This window comes from Nocardioides marmoriginsengisoli, assembly GCF_003725695.1.
Lineage (GTDB): Bacteria > Actinomycetota > Actinomycetes > Propionibacteriales > Nocardioidaceae > Marmoricola > Marmoricola marmoriginsengisoli.
The window spans coordinates 782,216-800,088 of record NZ_RJSE01000003.1 but is presented as its reverse complement, the minus strand read 5'-3'; the positions used below and the strand labels follow the sequence as shown (position 1 = coordinate 800,088).

Sequence of the window (17,873 nt, the reverse complement as noted above, 5' to 3'; positions counted from 1 at the left end):
CCACCACGCGCCGACAACAACGCCACCACCTCATCGAGGTCGAGGGAAGCGCTGCGTTCGGCGCGCACCAGCGCGCGGCGTACTTGCTGGGGAGTGACGTTCATCAGACTCAGGTTATCCAGCCGTCTCGGCTCATTGATACCGGGTGGGAGGAAAAATCATAGATGCCTCAATGAGAATGCGCGACCCGGATCTCGGAAGAGACCCGGGCCGCGCATGATTCGAGCTGATCGGATCAGCTGATCAGGGCCTTCAGCTCGGCCAGGACGGCGGGAGCGTTCCCGTCGAGCGCCACCGGGGTGACGTTGAGGCTGGTCACGCCGCTCTCCTCGAACGCCGCGACCCGCTCCTTGACGTACGACGCCGGGCCGACGAAGTTGGCGGCTTCGAGCCACTCGGTCGGGACGAGCGCCTCGGCCTCCTTCTTCTTGCCGGACAGGTAGAGCTCCTGGATCTCGGCGGCTTCCTTCTCGTACCCGTACGCGCAGGCCAGGTCGTTGTAGAAGTTCTTGCCCTTGGCGCCCATGCCGCCGACGTACAGGGCGAAGATCGGGCGCGCGAAGTCCAGCAGCGCCTTCGTCTCCGGGCCCTCGCCGATCGCGAGCATGCCGCCGGCGACGATGTTGAGCTTGCCGAGGGAGGCGTCGCGCTTGGCGGTGCCGGCGGCGATCGGCGCACCCATGACCTGGCCGATCTTCTCCGGGTAGTAGAGGTGCGGCAGCAGGCCGTCGGCAATCTCGGCAGCCAGCTCGACGTTCTTGGGGCCGAGGGCGGCGATGTAGATCGGCACGCTGTCCCGCTCCGGCTTGGTGAGCAGCTTCAGCGGCTTGCCCATCCCGGTGACCCCGCCCTGCTCCTTGGAGAGGGGCAGCTTGAACTCGCCGTCGGCCTGCAGCGGCTCGCGTCGCATGCCGCTGCGGATGATCTCGACGATCTCGCGGGTGCGGGCCAGCGGCTTCGCGTACGGCACGCCGTGGAAGCCCTCGATGACCTGCGGGCCGGAGGCGCCGAGGCCGAGGATCGCGCGACCGCCGGAGACGTTGTCCAGGCCGGCCGCCGTCTGCAGCAGGGCGCCGGGGGTGCGCGAGTAGATGTTCATGATCGCCGAGCCGATCTCGACCGTCTCGGTCTTCGCGGCGAGGTAGCCCATCAGCGTGGGGGAGTCGAAGCCGTACGCCTCGGCGACCCAGACCGTGTCCAGCCCGGCCTTCTCGAGCTCGACGACCTGGTCGGCCGCGGTGCGCGGGTTGCCGTCGTACATCAACATCGTGGAGAGCTTCATCTGCTGCCTTCTCTGATCGGGAGTGCATGGCGAACTACCGTGACAGTAGTGCTGTCACAGTAGTTCGCGCCACGATCCGGGGATGTGACCTAGGCCCCTAGAACCAGTTCTACCGTGAGCTACGAGTTCCAGCTCTTCCATAGGTCGGCATACGACCCGTCCGCCGCGACCAGCTCGTGGTGCGACCCGAACTCGGTGATCCGGCCGTCCTCGACCACCGCGACCCGGTCGGCGTCGTGCGCCGAGAAGAGCCGGTGCGCGATCGCGATCACCGTCCGCCCCTCCAGTACGGCGGCCAGGGACCGCTCCAGGTGCCGGGCTGCCCGCGGGTCGATCAGCGAGGTCGCCTCGTCGAGCACCAGGGTGTGCGGATCGGCGAGCACCAACCGGGCCAGCGCGAGCTGCTGCGCCTGCGCCGGGGAGAGCTCCAGCCCTCCGGAGCCGACCTTGGTCAGCAGGCCCTGCGGAAGGGCGCGCACCCAGTCGCCCGCGTCGACCGAGTCCAGCGCCTCCAGCAGGCGGGCGTCGGTGGCGGCCTCGTCCACGGCGAGCGCGAGGTTGTCGCGGATCGTGCCGACGAAGACGTGGTGCTCCTGGGTGACCAGCGCGACGTGGCCGCGGAGCTCGGAGAGCGGCAGCTCGGTGAGTCCGACGTCGCCGACGGTGACCGAGCCGGTGCGCGGCGGATGGATCCCGGCGAGCAGCCGGCCCAGCGTGGACTTGCCGGCGCCGGAGGGTCCGACCATCGCGATCCGCTCGCCGATCCCGACCGACAGGTCGACGCCGTGCAGGACGTCGCGTCCCTCGACGTAGCTGAACCGCACGTCGGCGGCGTCGATCTTCTCGTCGACCGGCTGGCGTCCGGTCGCGACCCGGTCCTCGGGGACCTGCGCGACGCCGAGCAGCCGTGCCAGCGAGGCGCCGCCGACCTGGAGCTCGTCGAGGATCGAGATCATCCGGTCCACCGGGTCGATCAGGGCCTGCACGTACAGCGTCGCCGCCGTCACCTCACCCAGGCTGGCGTCGCCGCGCAGGTAGAGCCAGCCGCCGAGCAGCAGCGTGGCCACCGTCGGGATCAGGTAGGCGGTCTCGACGGTGGGGAAGAAGATCGTCCGCAGCGAGAGCGTGTACCGCTCGGCCCGGTAGGACTCCGTGATGTCGTCATCGACCCGGTCGATCCGGGCCTGCTGGAGCCCGAGCGCCTCGACGGTGCGGGCGCCCTCGACGGTCTCGGTCAGCGAGGCGTTGATGGTCGAGTAGGTCTCGCCCTCCCAGAGGTACCCGTCCTTCGCCCGGGCCAGGTACCAGCGCAGCGCGATCACCAGCGGCGGCACCCCGAGCAGGCAGGGCAGCAGCACCCACCAGCCGACCAGGACGGCACCGATCAGGGTCATCACGGCGGTGATCACTGCGATCAGCCACTCCGGGATCGCCCAGCGCACCGACCAGCCGAGCTGCTCGACGTCGCGGGAGGTCCGGGTGAGCAGGTCGCCGCTGCCGGCGTTCTCGACGGTGCCGATCGGCAGGTTCAGGGTGTTGTCGACGAAGTCCTCGCGCAGCTCGGCGAGGATCTGCTCACCGAACACCTGGGAGCGGTAGCGGGCGTAGCGGGTCAGCACGGTCTGGACGACCAGGAAGCCGGCCAGCGCCAGCGCGACCCGGTCGACGTGGTCCACCGAGGTGCCGTCGTGGACCGCCTCGACCAGCTGGCCGAGCAGGCGCGGCGCGGCCAGTCCGGCAGCAGCGGCCAGGACGTGCAGGGCCAGCGCGATCCCGATGGCGCGGGGGTGCCGTCCGAACAGGCCGCGCAGGTAGCGCCGGACGTCGCTTCCGCCGGCGATCGGGAGTGCGTCGCTCATCGGGCCACCGCCGTCTCGTCGGCTTCCTCGCGGGTCACCACGGCCCGGTACGCCGGGCAGCTGTCCAGCAGCTCGTGGTGGGTGCCCACCGCGGCGACGACGCCGTCCTCGAGGAAGACGACCTGGTCGGCCCGGGCCAGCATCAGCGGGCTGGAGGTGGTCACCACCGTCGTGCGGCCGGCTCGCAGCGAGGTCAGCCGCTCCGCGATGCGGGCCTCGGTGTGCGCGTCGACGGCCGAGGTCGGCTCGACCAGGAGCAGCACCTCGGGGTCGATCGCCAGCGCCCGGGCCAGGATCAGCCGTTGCCGCTGGCCGCCCGAGAACGAACGGCCCTTCTCGGCCACGATCGCGTCCAGCCGGTCCGGGAGCGAGTCGAGGACGTCGCCAGCGGCGGCCGCGTGCAGGGCGTCCTCGACATGGCCAGGCCGGTCGGGCGGGGTGAGCAGCTGATCGCCGAGCCGGCCGGAGAACAGGATCGCGCCGGTGTCCGAGACCAGGATCCGGCGCCGGGTCTCGGCGCGCGGCACCGTGTCGAGCGGGACTCCGCCCCAGGTCACCTCACCGTCGGCGAAGCGGCCCAGCCGGTCGACCACCGCGGCGGAGTCGGTCGGCGGGTCGGAGACAAGTGCGGTCGTGGTGCCGGGCCGCACCCGCACCCCGCTGGCGCGGTCGACGAGCTCGCTGTTCTCCGGCGGACCGGCAGTGAGCGTGCCGGTGTCGTCGATCTCGGGCTCCAGCGCCAGCACCCGGACGATCCGGCGGGCCGAGACGAACGCCCGGATCCACAGGTTGGCGGCCTCGGTCGCGGTGCGCAGCGGCAGCACCAGGAAGGCGGCGTAGCCGTAGAACGCCACCAGCTCGCCGGCGGTGATCCGGCCCTGGACCGCGAACCGGGCGCCGAGCCAGACCACTACGACCACGAAGACACCGGGCAGGAAGACCTGGAGCGCGTCCAGGATCGACTGCAGCCGGGCGACCCGGACGCCGGCCGTGCGCACCTTCTGCGACTCGGCGCTGTACCGGTCGTGGAAGACCCGCTCGCCGCCGATGCCGCGCAGCACCCGGAGGCCGCTGACGATGTCGGTCGCGATGTTCGCCAGGTGGCCCATCATCTCGCGCTGCTCGAGGTTGCGCCGCTGCAGCGGGCTCAGCAGCGGGCCGAGCAGGAGCAGCAGGAAGGGCACGCCGAGCAGCACCACCAGGCCGAGCGTGGTCGAGGTCTGCAGCAGGATCACGGCGACGACGACGAAGGAGACCAGGGCGCCCATGGCGCGGGCCAGGACGTCCATCGCGTTGCCGATGTGGGAGAGGTCGTTGGTGCCGATCGCGACCACCTCGCCGGTGCCGACCCGCTTGGAGAGGGTGCCGCCCAGATGGGTGGCCTGCCGCGCCACCAGCTGGACGACCCGGTAGGCGGCGGTCAGCCAGTTGGTGACGGCGTACCGGTGCCGCATGATGCCGCTCGCCGACTGGACCACGGCGACGGCGGAGAGGATCCCGGCCCACTTCCAGAGCTCGCCGGAGTCCCGGCCGGTGACCCCGGTGTCGATCGCCTTGCCGATGATCGCCGGGACCATCGCGGAGCTGCACATCCAGATGACGCCGAAGAGCATCGCGACGGCGATGGTCCGCCACTGGCCGAGGATGGTCCAGCGGAGGAAGCGCCACGGGGTACGCGCATCCGCCTGGCCGGGGTGGTCGAGAGGGAGCTTGCGCACCCGCCCTACGCTACGAAATCGCCCCGGCCGAGGTCGAATGGTTTATGGCGCAGCTATGCGTTGACCGGGGTTTCTTCGGCGATCGGCGGATCCCGGTCGAGTTTGCTCGGCCACCAGATCTTCCCGCCGAGATCCAGGTTGAGAGCGGTGACCAGCACCGAACGGACGATCAAGGTATCGAGCAGGACTCCCAGGGCCACCGTCGTCCCCAGCTCGGCGAGGAACACGAACGGCAGCGTCCCCAGCACGGCGAAGGTCGCAGCTAGCACCAGGCCGGCCGAGGTGATCACGCCGCCGGTCGAGGAGAGCGCGACCAGGGAGCCCTTGCGGGTGCCGTGCTTCGCGGTCTCCTCGCGGACCCGGGTCATCAGGAAGATGTTGTAGTCGATGCCCAGGGCCACCAGGAAGACGAACGCGAACAGCGGGAAGCCTGGATCGGCTCCGGCGAAGTCGAAGATGTACCGGAAGATCAGCGAGGAGATGCCCAGGGCGGCGCCGAAGGAGAGCACCACCGTCACCATCAGCAGCAGCGGTGCCAGCAAGGCGCGGAGCAGCAGCATCAGGATCACGAACACGACGATCAGCACCAGCGGGATGATCACCTTGTTGTCGCGGTCGGCGGCGATCTTGGTGTCGAGGTAGAGCGCCGCGCCACCGCCGACGAGCGCGTCGGCGCCGTCGATCGCGTGCGCGGCCGCCCGGGCGTCCTTGACGATGTCGAACGCCTTCGGCGACGAGACGTCCTCGGTGATGCTCGCCTCGAACCAGGAGCGTCCGCCGCCGAGCGGCTTGATCGTCGCGGACTCGACGTCCGCGATCGCGTTGCTCCTGCCGACGGCCGCCTTGACCGCCTCGATCTTGTCGTCGTTGGCGACCACCTGGACGGTGTTGGAGTTGTCGGCCAGGTCGTGCGCGAAGAGCGCCTTCTGCGCCGTGACCGAATCGAAGGTCTGGGTGAAGGAGTCCTCGGTCGAGAGGCCGGTGGCGTTGAGCTTGACCATGCCGAGGCTCGCGATCAGCAGGATCACGGCGGTGGTCGCCCAGATCGCCCGCGGCCGCACCTTGATCCGCTGGCCGACGCGCGCCCACATGCCGGTGCTGGTCGGCTCGACCGACCCGAAGCCGGGACGCTTGGGCCAGAAGATCCAGCGACCGAAGATCACCAGCAGGGCCGGCAGCAGGGTGACCATCACCAGCAGCGTCACCGCGACGCCGACGGCGAGCACGGGCCCCAGCCCGGCGGTGGAGTTGAGGTCGGCGAAGGTCAGGCAGAGCAGGCCGATCGCCACCGTCGCGGCGCTGGCGATGATCGCGGGGGCGGCACGGTGCAGGGCGAAGGCCATCGCCTCGTGCCGGTCCTCGTGGGTGCGCAGCTCCTCGCGGTAGCGGGCGACCAGCAGCAGGGCGTAGTCGGTGCCCGCCCCGATCACCAGGATGCCCAGGATGTACTGGCTCTGGTCATTGACGGTCAGGTCGGCGTACTTGGCCAGCAGGTAGACCACGCCGCCGGAGGCCTGGAACGCGACCACCGAGCTGATGATCGGGAGCAACCAGAGGGTCGGGCTGCGGTAGGTGAAGAGCAGGATCAGGATGACCACGCCGAGGGTGATCAGGATCAGGCTGGTGTGCGAGCCCTCGAACGAGGAGGCGAAGTCGGACGCCTGGCCGCCGAAGCCGCCGAGGTAGACGTTGACGCCGTCCATCTTGGTGAGGTCGCGGATCTCGTCGGCCGGCTCCGGAATCTTGTTCCAGCCGTCCTTGCCGAAGTTGAACGTGAAGTAGGAGTACGCGACCTCGCCGTCGGGCGACTTCAGCGTCGGCACGAACGCCTTCGGTGCCTCGCCCGCCTCCATCGCCGCCCGGAGTTGGTCGGCGCGGTTGGGGGTGAGCACCGCCGGCCCGCCCTCCTTCACCAGGCCGTCGATCTTCGCCTCGATCTCGACCGCCTGCGCGTCCATGGCCTTGAAGTCGGCGTCGGTGAGCTTGCCGGACTTCGCCTGGTAGACGATCAACGTCGGGATGTCGTTGGGGTCGACGTCCTTCGACAGCGCGTCGGTCACCTTGGTGGCCTCGGCCGATCCGGGCAGCCAGGACGAGGCCTCGTTGTTCTTGACGTCGCCGAGCTTGGCGCCGAGCGAGCTCAGGCCGACGACCGCGATGAGGGACACGGCGAGGACGATCCACTTGGTCACGGGGCCGGTCAGCTTGCCGGCGATCTGACGATGCATGCCCGGTATTCCAGCAGAGTGCACCGACATCCGCCTCCGGGTTTTCCCTGAGATGAGGGGGCCGCTCGGCGGACCTCGGTCCGGTTAGCCGGCCAGCCCCTCGACCACCTCGGCGCCGGGCAGCTCCGCGAGCAGCCGGCCCGGGAGGATCAGCTTCGAGCCGCGGACCCCGGAACCGATCAGCACCAGCCCGGTGCTCGGCACCCGGGCGTCGACCAGCAGCCGCCAGCTCGCCGGGACGCCGACCGGGGTGATCCCGCCGTACTCCATGCCGGTCTCGGCGACGGCGCGGTCGTGATCGAGGAAGGAGCACTTCCGGACGTCGAGGAGTCGCTTCACCCGGTTGTTGACGTCCGCCCGGGTGTCGCCGCGGACCACGCAGGCGGCGATCCGTTCCTCGCCCTCGCGCTTGCCGGCGATCACCACGCAGTTCGCGCCGGCGTCCAGCGGGACGCCGTACACGTCCACGGTCGCCGCGGTCTCGGAGTGGGCGGCGTCGATCTCGACGACACCGACGTCGGCGGCGTGCTCCCAGCCGCGGAGCAGCTCCGCCACGGCGGCGCCGACCAGGTCGTAGCGCTCGGTGACCGGGACGGTGGTCAGCGTCCCGAGCGTGTGGACTCCGGGCGGAGTCCTGGTCGTTTCGGACATGCCATGCACCGTAAAGGGTCGCGTGACCTCCGGGACACCTGCCGTCCACTCGCGGCGCGGACGCTGGACCCATGGCCAACCGGACGATCCGTGCCCTCGGTGCTCCTGCGGTGATCGCCCACCGCGGCGCGAGCGGCCACCGACCCGAGCACACCCTCGCCGCCTACGAGCTCGGCTACCGCCTCGGCGCGAACTCGATCGAGCTCGACGTCGTCGCCACCCGCGACGGCGAGCTGGTCTGCCGCCACGACCTGGAGCTGTCCCGCACCACCGACGTCGCCGACCGCCCGGAGTTCGCGCACCTGCGCCGGACCCTGGAGGTCGAGGGCGAGCTCCTGACCGGCTGGTTCGTGCACGACTTCACCCTGGTCGAGCTCCGTGAGCTGCGCACCCGTGAGCGCTGGGGCCGCAAGCGCCAGGCCAGTGCGACGTACGACGGTCGCTGGACGATCCCGACCCTCGCCGAGGTGCTCGACCTCCGCGACCAGGAGTCGGCCCGGACCGGGTCCCGGCTCGGGGTGCACGTCGAGCTCAAGTCGCCGCAGCACCTGCGTGCCGAGGGCCTCTGGCTCGCCGACCTGGTCCGGGACCGCGTGGGCGAGGACCTGACCTGGCTCAGCTTCGACACCGAGACCCTGCGGGACCTCGGAGCCGCCCGGTCCTACCGGATCTTCGACAAGACCCCGAGCCCGAAGGAGCTCTCCCGGGTGGCCGAGTACGCCGTCGGGGTCGCCGTACGACGCAAGGCGGTCCTCCCGCGCGACATCGGCGGCCGGGTCACCGAGCCGACCAAGCTGGTCGAGAAGGCGCACAAGCGCGGGCTCTCCGTCCTGGTCTGGACGCACCGCGCGGAGAACCAGCACCTGCCGACCAACCTGCGGATCGGCTCCGCCCCGCACGGCCACGGCGACGCGGCCGGAGAGGCGGCGCTGCTCTTCGACGCCGGCATCGACGGCCTGATCTCCGACTACCCGGAGGTCGCGCTCGCCGGTCGGAACCGGCGTCCGGGCCTGCCGATCGCCCGCTAGGCGCGAGCCAGACCTAGCTCTTGCCGCGGCCGGTCAACCCGCCGACCACGCCGCCGCCGATCCCCTTGACCAGCTTGGCGCCGGGGATCGCGTCGAGCTGGCTGACCGTCGCGGTGACCAGCGACTCGACCCGCTGCACGGCGTCGCGCGCGAGCCGGATGTCCTCCTGGGTCTGCGGCAGGCCGTCGAGCACGGGGCCGACGCGCGGCACGATCTTCGCGAGCTGACCCGCGGCGCTGTCGAGCCGGGCGCTGATCAGGGCGATCTGGTTGACGGTCGTCTCGGTGATCCGCATGACCCGGCGGATGTCCTCGATCATCCCGGACTCGACCGCCTCGGTCAGCGCGACCACCAGCGGGCGGGCGTCCTGCAGGAAGCCGATCGACTCGTCCAGGAACGTCTCGGCCTTGCCGGTCATCCGGACGGTGTAGCCGAGACCGTCGGTGCTGAGCGTGACGAGCGCCCCGGCGAAGCCGACCACGGCACGGGTCAACGGGGGTTGGTCCTGCCAGTCCTCGGCCATGGCCTGAAGGTACTCGGCTTTCCGGCGTCCCGACAGGTGCGGCGCCCTCGGGTCAGACCAGCCGCCAGCCCCGCCGGATCCGGAAGCGCACCTCGGCCAGCTGCAGCCGGACCGGCAGCACCCGCAGCCAGCGCGGCGTCAACCGGGTGACCACCCGGAGCAGCGTCGCGACCCGGCGGAACCAGAGCTCGTTCCCGGCCGACCACGGCAGCGCCATCGCCGTCCGGAACTCCGCCGGGAGCAGGGCGGTGGTGAAGAACCGGTTCACCCGTGCCGTGCCGATCCGCAGGAACCACGGCAGCATCCGCAGCTCGACGACCTTCATCAGGTGCTCGCGCACGACCGGGTCGTAGTGGATCGCGGCCAGGCCGTTGCGCCAGTACCGGTCGAAGGCCTCCCGGTCCGCGGGCCAGTCCTCCTCGCGGACCTGCAAGGTGGTGCCGAGCCGGGCGCAGTACCGGTAGAAGGCCTCGGCCTCGGTGTCGTCGAGCGGTCCCAGGAAGAGCTCGCGCTGGTCGCGCATGCCGACGTACAGGCAGGCTGCGACCCAGAGCTGCAGGGCGGGGTCGAAGGCGTTGTACGGCACCGGGCTGTCCGGTCCGGAGCGCACCGCCGTGTGCGAGCGGTTGACCGCCTTGCGGTAGTTCTCGCGGGTCGCGTCGTCGCCGACGAGGGCGACGGTGATGTAGCTGGTGGTGGTGCGCAGCCGCTTCCACGGGTGCAGCAGCACGTTGCCGGAGTCGACGGTGCTCTCCGCCACCCCGTGGCCGACTCCGGGGACGCCGAGCTGCATCACCACGTTGGCCGAGGCGACCACCATCCCGGCGGCACCGGCCAGGTGGTGGCTGATGTCGAAGGCGGGGTCGCTCACCTGACGCGGAGCTTGCGGAGCAGCTTCAGCTGGCCGTTAGTGAAGTCCACGAACCTGTCCAGGGTCATCGACGCCGGCGGGCCGAGCGGCATCCCGCGCTGCTCGGCGACCGTCTGGGCCTCGGTGTACTTCCGGATCCCCTCGGCACCGTGCCGGCGGCCGAGGCCGCTGTCACCCATGCCGCCCATCGGGGCCTCGATCGAGCCGGCCGCGGCCGCGGCGCCGTCGTTGATGTTCACCGAGCCGGAGCGGATCCGGGCCGCCATTAGCCGCGCGGTGTGGCTGTCCTTCGACCAGATGCTCGCCGACAACCCGTAGCTGCCCTGGTTGGCGAGCTCGATCGCCTCGGCGTCCGACGAGAACGGGTAGAGGGAGATCACCGGACCGAAGGTCTCCTCCGCGCAGACCGGCATCTCCGCGGTGACGCCCTCGAGGATCGTCGGCTCGTACATCAGCGGTCCGAGGTCGGGACGGGCGCGACCCCCGGTGAGGACGGTGGCGCCGAGCGCCCGGGCCATCTCGACGTGGTCGGCCACCTTGGCCAGCTGGGCCGGCGAGGCGAGCGAACCGATGTCGACGGTGTAGTCGTAGGTCTGGCCCAGCCGCAGCGACCGGGTGGCGTCGACGACCGCGGTCCGGAAGGCGTCGTACACGTCCTGGTGCACGAGAACCCGCTCGGTGTGGATGCACATCTGGCCGGTGTTCGCGAACGACGAGGCGACGCAGCCCTCGGCCGCCTTGGCGATGTCGGCGTCCTTGCGGACGATCAGCGGGTTCTTGCCGCCGAGCTCCAGCGAGGCGCCGATCAGCCGGCGGCCGGCCTGCTCGGCGACGACCCGGCCGGTGGCGGTCGAGCCGGTGAAGCCGATGTAGTCGACGGCCTCGACCAGCGCGCCGCCGACCACCGGCCCGTCGCCGACGACGACCTGCCACAGGTCGGCCGGCAGCCCCGCCCTGCCCATCAGCTCGCGGGCGAACAGCATCGTCAGGGCGGTCTGCGAGTCGGCCTTCGAGACGACGCCGTTGCCGGCCAGGAGCGCCGGGACCGCGTCGCCGACACCAAGGTAGAACGGGTAGTTCCACGGCGAGATGATCCCGACGACACCCTTCGGCACCCGGGTCTCGGCGACCTTCGTCAGCCCCGGTACGGCGCCGCGCGCCGACCGGGGCGCCAGGTACTTCCGGCCGACCCGGGCGTAGTGCCGGGTGATGTTCGCGACCTGGAGGATCTCCTGCCAGGCGGTGAACCGGGCCTTGCCCATCTCCCACTGGATCAGGTCGATCAGCTTGTCCTGCTCGGCGAGGAACAGGTCGTGGAAGCGGAGCATCACCTCGGCGCGGACCCGGAAGTCCCGCTGCTGCCAGGCGGCCGCACCGAGCCGGGCCGCCTCGACGGCCCGAGCGACGTCCTCGGCACTGCTCGTCGGGAGCGTCGCGATCGCCATCGAGTCGTACGGCGCGTAGGCCGTCGTGGTCCCGGTCCCGGCCGGGTCGCGGTAGACCCGGCCGGCCAGTCCGGCGATCACCTCGTCGGTCACCCAGGACGGGCGTGCGCTGGGGATGTCGCGGTGGCGGAGGTGTTCGTCGACGATCGTCGTCATGGCTGATCCTTCTCGGACGTCCAGCCTGTCGAGACGCGGTGAGTCGTCTCGACAAGCTCGGTGTCCGGACTAGTCGTTGTAGAGGCGTTCGATCTCGTCCGCGTAGTTGGTGTGCACGACGCGGCGCTTGAGCTTGAGGGTCGGGGTGAGCTCGGCGGACTCGGCGGTCCACTCGACCGGGAGCAGCTTCCACTTCTTCACCTGCTCGGGGCGGGAGAGCCGGTCGTTGGCCTTCTCCACCGCCTGGCCGACGATGCCCAGGATCGCGGGGTTCTCGGCGAGCGACGCGAGCGCCGTGTCCTCGAGGCCGAGCTTGCCGGCGATCACCGGCGCGATGTCCGGGTCCAGGGTGAGGATCGCGACGACGTACGGCTTGCCCTCGCCGTACGCCAGGGCGTGCCCGACCAGCGGGCTCTCCTTGAGCATGTTCTCGATGTTCGACGGGGCGATGTTCTTGCCCGCCGAGGTGATGATCAGCTCCTTCTTGCGATCCACCACCTTGACGAAGCCGTCCTCGTCGATCTCGCCGATGTCACCGGTGTGCACCCAGCCGTCGGCGTCGATCAGGGCCGCGGTGGCCTCCGGGTTCTGGTGGTAGCCGGAGGTGGTGACCGGGCCGCGGGCGAGGATCTCACCGTCCGGGGCGAGGGTGACCTCGAGGCCGGGCTGGGCGCGGCCGACGGTGCCCATCCGGAACGCGCCGGGGCCGCAGGCGGTGACCGCGCCGCAGGTCTCGGTCATCCCGTAGATGTCGTAGATCGAGAAGCCGAGGCCGGCGAAGAAACGGGTGGTCTCCAGCGGCATCGGTGCGGACGCGCTGCCGGCCCAGCCGACCCGTTCCAGGCCGAGCATCGACTTCATCGGGGTCAGGACGGCGGCGTTGACCGCGTCGAACCGGGCCTGCAGCTCGGGGCTGGTGGTGTTGCCGTACTCCAGCGAGGTCACGTACTCCAGGCCGACCGCCATCGCGCCGGCGATGGCTTCCTTCTTGGCCTCGTCGGTCTCCATCGCGAGCAGGCCGTTGATGCCGGTCTGGATCTTCTCCCAGACCCGGGGGACGCCGAAGAACCTGGTCGGCTTGACCTCGCCGAGGGCTCCGACCAGCTGGGCCGGGTCGGCGATCAGGTGCAGGTGCGCGCCCATCATCTGGGGCAGGTAGATGCCCAGCACCCGCTCGGCGATGTGCGCGTAGGGCAGGTAGGAGACCGTGACCAGCTCCTCGTCCTTGCTGGCGCCGACGGTGATGTCGGTGCTGGCGACCTCGAACATCACGTTGTGGTGGGTGATCACCACGCCCTTCGGGTTCCCGGTGGTCCCGGAGGTGTAGAGGATCGTGGCCGGGTCGTCGAGGGAGATGCCCTGCCAGCGCCGGTCGATCTCCGCCTGGCGCTCGGCGCGCACCGAGGCTCCGAGCTTGACCAGGTCGTCCCAGGTGATCGCCCCCGGCGGTGCGGCGGTCGGGTCGATCACGACGAGCTTCTTCACCGAGGACGGGGCGACCTCGGACCAGCGCGCGACGTGGTCGGCGTTCTCCAGGATCACCACCGCCGGGGTCGAGTGCTCCGCGACGTACGCGACCTGGCTGGGGGAGAGGGTGTTGTAGATCGACATCCCGGTGGCGCCGGCGTGCATCGCGCCGATGTCGGCGAGGATGTGCTCGATCCGGTTGGTGGCCATGATCGCGATCCGGTCGCCGGGCTCGACGCCGAGCTCGATCAGCGCGGCGGAGACGTCCAGGGCCTGGTCGCGGAGCTGGTTCCAGCTGAGCGTGCGCCAGCCGGCCCCCTCGATGCCGACCTTGTCGGAGTACGCCGGCGCGTCACCCAGGCGGGCGACCGTGTCGGCAAAGGCGTAGGCGATGTTGCGGCCGGCGATTTGCGCGTCGATCTCGGTGCGCTCGGCGAGTACGTCGGTCATGGGATCTCCTGGATTGTGGCGGGGGTCACATTGTCTTTCAGGCGTGAACGTCCCGGGAAGGGCCGGGGTTCCGAGATCGCTAGTAGCTCTTCGGGAGGCCGAGCATCGAGGTGCCGATATGGGCCAGCACGAGCTGCTCGGAGACCGGGATGTTCTTCCCGATCCGGGCATCCCGGAACATCCGCTCGATCGGGTACTCCTTGGAGTAGGCCATCCCGCCGAGGGTCTGGAAGGCCTGGTCCGCCGCCTCCCAGGCGACCTGGGCGCCGGTCAGCTTGGCGACGTTGGCCTCGTTGCCGCACATCAGGCCCTGGTCGAAGAGCCAGGCGGCCTTGTAGGTCATCAGCCGGGCCAGCTCGGTCTTCGCCTTGATCTGCGCGAGCGGGAACTGGATCGCCTGGTTCGCTCCGATCGGGCGGCCGAAGACGACTCGCTCGCGGGCGTACTGCGCCGCGACGTCCAGGGCGGCGTCCGCCGAGCCGACGCCGCCGGCCGCGGCCAGGATCCGCTCGGGGTTGAGCACGTCCCAGAGGACGCCGAAGCCCCGGTCGACCTCGCCCAGGACGTTCTCCGCGGGCACCCGGACGTCGTCGAAGAACACTTGCGAGGAGTTCAGGATGTTGCTGCCCATCTTCGGGATCGGCGTGTAGGAGAGCGTGCCGGCGGCCAGCGCTTCCTTGACGTCGACCAGGAAGAGCGTGAAGCCGTGGGTGCGGTTGCCGCCGGCCTCCTTGGCCTCGGCGGCCGGCACCGTCCGGGTGACCGCGACCATCCAGTCGGCCCGCTCGACGTTGCTGATCCAGACCTTCTGGCCCTTGATCAGGAAGTCGTCGCCGTCGCGACGGGCGGCGGTGGTGATCTCGATGGCGTTCGACCCGGCGTCCGGCTCGGTGAGCGCGAAGGAGAACTGGATCTCGCCGGCAGCGAGCCCCGGCAGGATCCGCTGCTTCTGCTCCTCGGTCCCGTGCCGGACCAGGGTCATCGCACCGAAGCCCGGGGTGGTCACGTAGATGAAGGTGCCCTGGGTGCCGCCGGAGGCGCAGAGGGTGTCGTTGGCGACGGCGAGCTCGAGCAGGCCCTGGCCGCCGCCGCCGTACTCCTCGGGGATGCAGAGACCGAGCCAGCCGCCGTCACCGAGGTCCTTGAAGACCTCGTCGGGGAAGCGGTGCTCCTCCTCGCAACGCGACCAGTACGCGTTGTCGTACTTCGCGGCCACCGCGGCGACGCCGTCACGGACGGCGAGCGCGGACTCGGGCAGGTTGAAGTCCATCAGGAGACCCTCTTCTCGGGCACCGGCCCGGCGTCGCGGTGCCGCTCGGCGCTGACGTCGCGCGGCCCGAGGTCGGAGATCTTGTAGCCGAACGGGTAGGTCCGGCTGGCGTCGTGGCGGTACGGGTCGTCCGCCGCGCGGGGCGGCAGGTGCCGGATCACCCGGCCGCGCAGCCGGAGCGCGCGGTCGAGGAGGCCGACCAGCCAGGCCGGCTGCTTCGGCAGGCCGAGCGCCACCCGGAGCGGCTCGTCGAGCATCGCGATCGTGACCCGGCGGAAGAGCGGCTGCACCGGGCGCGGGTACCAGTCGGTGACGATCCGGATGCTCGCCTCGGCGACCCGGGTGTTGGCCGGGTCGTAGGCGAACCGCTCGGCCTCGTACTCGTCGTGCAGGCGCTCGTACTCGGCGTACGTGGTCGGCAGGTCCTTGATGCCCATCAGCGTGCCGAGCCGGCTCGTGACGATCGTCATCGCGGCCCGCTCGTTCGGGTGCAGCGGTCGCCAGCCGTAGCGCTCGATGAACCGGACCGGGCCGACCAGGGTGGTCGCGAGCACGTAGCGGAACTCGTGGTTCGGGATGCCGTAGTGGCCGTGGATCTGGTTCATCCGGCGGATCGAGGCGTGCCCGCGCTCGGAGTCGACCCCGTCCACGGCGTACTCGTAGCCGATCAGCACGGTGTCGTCGTACCGCTTCTGGCCGTCGTGCTCGAAGCGGCCGGTGCGGTCCAGCAGGTCGCTGATCGTCGGCACGCCGTAGTCGCGCATGAACGCGATCGAGGTGCCTTGGACGACTTCCCAGGGGAACTCGTGGTACGCGACGAGCTGGAAGATCTCGTCGTAGTCGACCGCAGGGTCGAGCCGCTCGATCCGTCGCAGGTTCGCGAACCGGCCGCGCATCTCAGATGCCTAGCGATCGGCCGATGATTTCCTTCTGGATCTCGGTGGTCCCGCCGTAGATGGTCGAGATCCGGCTGTCCAGGTAGGCCTTCGCGATCGGGTACTCCAGCATGTAGCCGTAGCCGCCGTGCAGCTGGACGCCCTGGTTCACGTGCTTGTTCTGCAGCTCGGTGGCGTGGTACTTCGCCATCGAGGCGTCCACCGCGTCGAGCTTGCCGGCCAGGTGCTTCTTCAGGCAGTCGTCGATGAAGACCCGGGCGATCTTGGTCTCGGTGGCCATCTCGGCGAGCAGGAACCGGTTGTGCTGGAACTTGCCGATCGGCTTGCCGAACGCCTCCCGGGTCTTGGCGTACTCGAGGCACATGTCCAGGACCGCCTCGCACGCGGCGACCGCCTGGGCGGCGATGATCAGCCGCTCCTGGGGCAGGTTCATCATCAGGTAGATGAAGCCCTGGCCCTCCTCGCCGAGCAGGTTCTCCTTGGGCACCATCACGTCGGTGAAGGAGAGCTCGGCGGTGTCCTGGGCGTGCAGCCCGATCTTGTCGAGGTTGCGGCCGCGCTCGAAGCCCTCCATGCCCTCCTCGAGGACGATCAGGCTGATGCCCTTGTGGCCGGCGTCCGGGTCGGTTCGGGCGACGACGATCACCAGGTCGGCGTGGATGCCGTTGCTGATGAAGGTCTTCGAGCCGTTGACCAGGTAGTGGTCGCCCTTGTCGATCGCGGTGGTCCGGATGCCCTGCAGGTCCGAGCCGGCGCCGGGCTCGGTCATCGCGATCGCGGTGATGGTGTCACCGGAGACGCAGCCGGGGAGCCAGCGGGCCTTCTGCTCGTCGTTGGCGATGCTGATCAGGTACGGGACGATGATGTCGGTGTGCACCGAGAAGCCGGGGCCGCTGACGTTGGCCCGGGTCTGCTCCTCGGAGACGATCACGTTGTAGCGGAAGTCGTCGACCCCGGGACCGCCGAACTCCTCGGGTACGTCGAAGCAGAGCAGACCGGTCTCGCCGGCCTTCTTCCAGAGCTCGCGGGGGACGATCCCGTCCTTGTCCCACTGGTCGTGGAACGGCACGACCTCTTTCTCCATGAAGGCGCGGACGGTCTTGCGGAAGTCCTCGTGCTCGGCGGTGAAGATGTCACGCATGGAAGGGCGGTCCTTTGCTGGGTTCAAACGCTCCGGGTAACGCTGACAAGCCAACTGTTACAGCAATACTGTCACGATACAAGAGGCGCGTGACCTGTCCCACGCGGCGCTCGGTCAAACTGCCAGTTCTACTGTTACAGTCGCACCGTGCCAGTGGAGTCCAGCGCCGTTCCCGACGTGGTCGCCGAGGAGTCGTACACCGTCGACGAGCTCGCCGCGATCACCGGGATGACCGTGCGCACGACCCGGTACTACGCCGGTCTCGGCCTGCTGCCGCCGCCGATGCGCCGCGGCCGGATGGCCTACTACTCCGCCCAGCACCGGGCCCGGCTGGAGCTGATCCGCGCGCTCCAGGACCACGGGTTCACGCTGGCGGCGATCGAGAAGTACCTCGCCCGGATCCCCGCCGACGCCTCGGTCGAGGACCTCGCCGTGCAGAAGGCGATGCTGACCAGTTGGAAGACCGGCGGCCACGAGGTGGTCACCCGGCGCCAGCTGGAGACCCGGGCCGGGCGCAAGCTCTCCGAGGAGGACGTCCAGCGGCTGGCGGCGACGCTGGCGGTCGAGGAGCTCGACGACGGCCGCTACGAGCTGCTGCCGGCGTTCACGGTCGGGCTGCAGGTGCTCGACCTGCCGATCCCGGTCGACTCGATGGTCGCTGCCGGCGAGGCGATCAACCGGCACATGGTCGAGCTCGCCGACGAGCTGACCGCCGTCCTCAAGGACCGGGTGCTGACGCCGTACCTGGAGAGCCCGAAGAGCGAGGCCGACAAGGCCGAGTTCGAGCAGACCATGGCGCGGCTGCGCCAGCTGACCCTGGAGGCGGTGGTCAGCGGGTTCCAGCGGGCAGCGAACCAGGTGATCACCCGGTCGCTGTCCCGCTGAATC

The 17,873-nt window shown here is 70.2% G+C and carries 14 protein-coding genes; 2 read left to right on the top strand and 12 right to left on the bottom strand.

Going from position 1 to position 17,873, the window contains the following annotated elements; all coding sequences use genetic code 11:
• Positions 1-235: 235 nt before the first annotated feature.
• The 5 genes from EFK50_RS05805 to EFK50_RS05785 form a co-directional block, all read right to left on the bottom strand.
• The gene (locus EFK50_RS05805) at positions 236-1,282 is read right to left on the bottom strand and encodes an LLM class F420-dependent oxidoreductase (protein WP_123226567.1); all 1,047 of its coding nucleotides are present in this window, start codon (positions 1,280-1,282) and stop codon (positions 236-238) included.
• 119 nt (positions 1,283-1,401) lie between these two features.
• On the bottom strand, positions 1,402-3,141 hold the full coding sequence (locus tag EFK50_RS05800) for an ABC transporter ATP-binding protein (RefSeq protein ID WP_123226566.1): 1,740 nt from the start codon (positions 3,139-3,141) through the stop codon (positions 1,402-1,404).
• Complete coding sequence (locus EFK50_RS05795; RefSeq protein ID WP_183407692.1) at positions 3,138-4,859, bottom strand: ABC transporter ATP-binding protein; 1,722 nt, start codon at positions 4,857-4,859, stop codon at positions 3,138-3,140. The genes EFK50_RS05800 and EFK50_RS05795 overlap by 4 nt, the downstream gene beginning before the upstream one ends.
• Positions 4,860-4,912: 53 nt before the next feature.
• A complete protein-coding gene (locus EFK50_RS05790; protein ID WP_123226565.1) occupies positions 4,913-7,087 on the bottom strand; it encodes an MMPL family transporter in 2,175 nt (724 codons plus the stop codon).
• Between the two features lie 84 nt (positions 7,088-7,171).
• A complete protein-coding gene (locus EFK50_RS05785) occupies positions 7,172-7,738 on the bottom strand; it encodes a YbaK/EbsC family protein (protein WP_123226564.1) in 567 nt (188 codons plus the stop codon).
• Between the two features lie 71 nt (positions 7,739-7,809).
• Between EFK50_RS05785 and EFK50_RS05780 the strand changes: the two genes are divergently transcribed.
• Positions 7,810-8,766 carry a glycerophosphodiester phosphodiesterase family protein gene (locus EFK50_RS05780; RefSeq protein ID WP_123226563.1) on the top strand — a complete coding sequence of 319 codons (957 nt, stop codon included), beginning with the start codon at positions 7,810-7,812 and terminating at the stop codon, positions 8,764-8,766.
• A gap of 13 nt (positions 8,767-8,779) precedes the next feature.
• On the opposite strand, the gene EFK50_RS05775 is transcribed toward EFK50_RS05780, so the two are convergent.
• The 7 genes from EFK50_RS05775 to EFK50_RS05745 all read right to left on the bottom strand — a co-directional run bounded on the left by EFK50_RS05775 (position 8,780) and on the right by EFK50_RS05745 (position 16,985).
• The gene (locus tag EFK50_RS05775) at positions 8,780-9,289 is read right to left on the bottom strand and encodes a hypothetical protein (protein ID WP_123226562.1); all 510 of its coding nucleotides are present in this window, start codon (positions 9,287-9,289) and stop codon (positions 8,780-8,782) included.
• 52 nt (positions 9,290-9,341) lie between these two features.
• On the bottom strand, positions 9,342-10,160 hold the full coding sequence (locus tag EFK50_RS05770; RefSeq protein WP_221177280.1) for an oxygenase MpaB family protein: 819 nt from the start codon (positions 10,158-10,160) through the stop codon (positions 9,342-9,344).
• A complete protein-coding gene (locus EFK50_RS05765) occupies positions 10,157-11,761 on the bottom strand; it encodes a succinic semialdehyde dehydrogenase (protein WP_123226561.1) in 1,605 nt (534 codons plus the stop codon). The genes EFK50_RS05770 and EFK50_RS05765 overlap by 4 nt, the downstream gene beginning before the upstream one ends.
• Positions 11,762-11,830: 69 nt before the next feature.
• Positions 11,831-13,678 carry an AMP-dependent synthetase/ligase gene (locus tag EFK50_RS05760; protein WP_123226560.1) on the bottom strand — a complete coding sequence of 616 codons (1,848 nt, stop codon included), beginning with the start codon at positions 13,676-13,678 and terminating at the stop codon, positions 11,831-11,833.
• 79 nt (positions 13,679-13,757) lie between these two features.
• Entirely contained in the window at positions 13,758-14,948 is a 1,191-nt protein-coding gene (locus EFK50_RS05755) for an acyl-CoA dehydrogenase family protein (RefSeq protein WP_123226559.1), read from the bottom strand.
• The gene (locus tag EFK50_RS05750; RefSeq protein ID WP_123226558.1) at positions 14,948-15,844 is read right to left on the bottom strand and encodes an oxygenase MpaB family protein; all 897 of its coding nucleotides are present in this window, start codon (positions 15,842-15,844) and stop codon (positions 14,948-14,950) included. The genes EFK50_RS05755 and EFK50_RS05750 overlap by 1 nt, the downstream gene beginning before the upstream one ends.
• 1 nt (position 15,845) lies before the next feature.
• Entirely contained in the window at positions 15,846-16,985 is a 1,140-nt protein-coding gene (locus EFK50_RS05745) for an acyl-CoA dehydrogenase family protein (RefSeq protein WP_123226557.1), read from the bottom strand.
• Positions 16,986-17,132: 147 nt separating this feature from the next.
• On the opposite strand from EFK50_RS05745, the gene EFK50_RS05740 reads away from it, so the two are divergent.
• Positions 17,133-17,870 (top strand): MerR family transcriptional regulator, encoded by a 738-nt coding sequence (locus EFK50_RS05740; RefSeq protein WP_123226556.1) that lies wholly within the window; start codon positions 17,133-17,135, stop codon positions 17,868-17,870.
• Positions 17,871-17,873 lie beyond the last annotated feature (3 nt).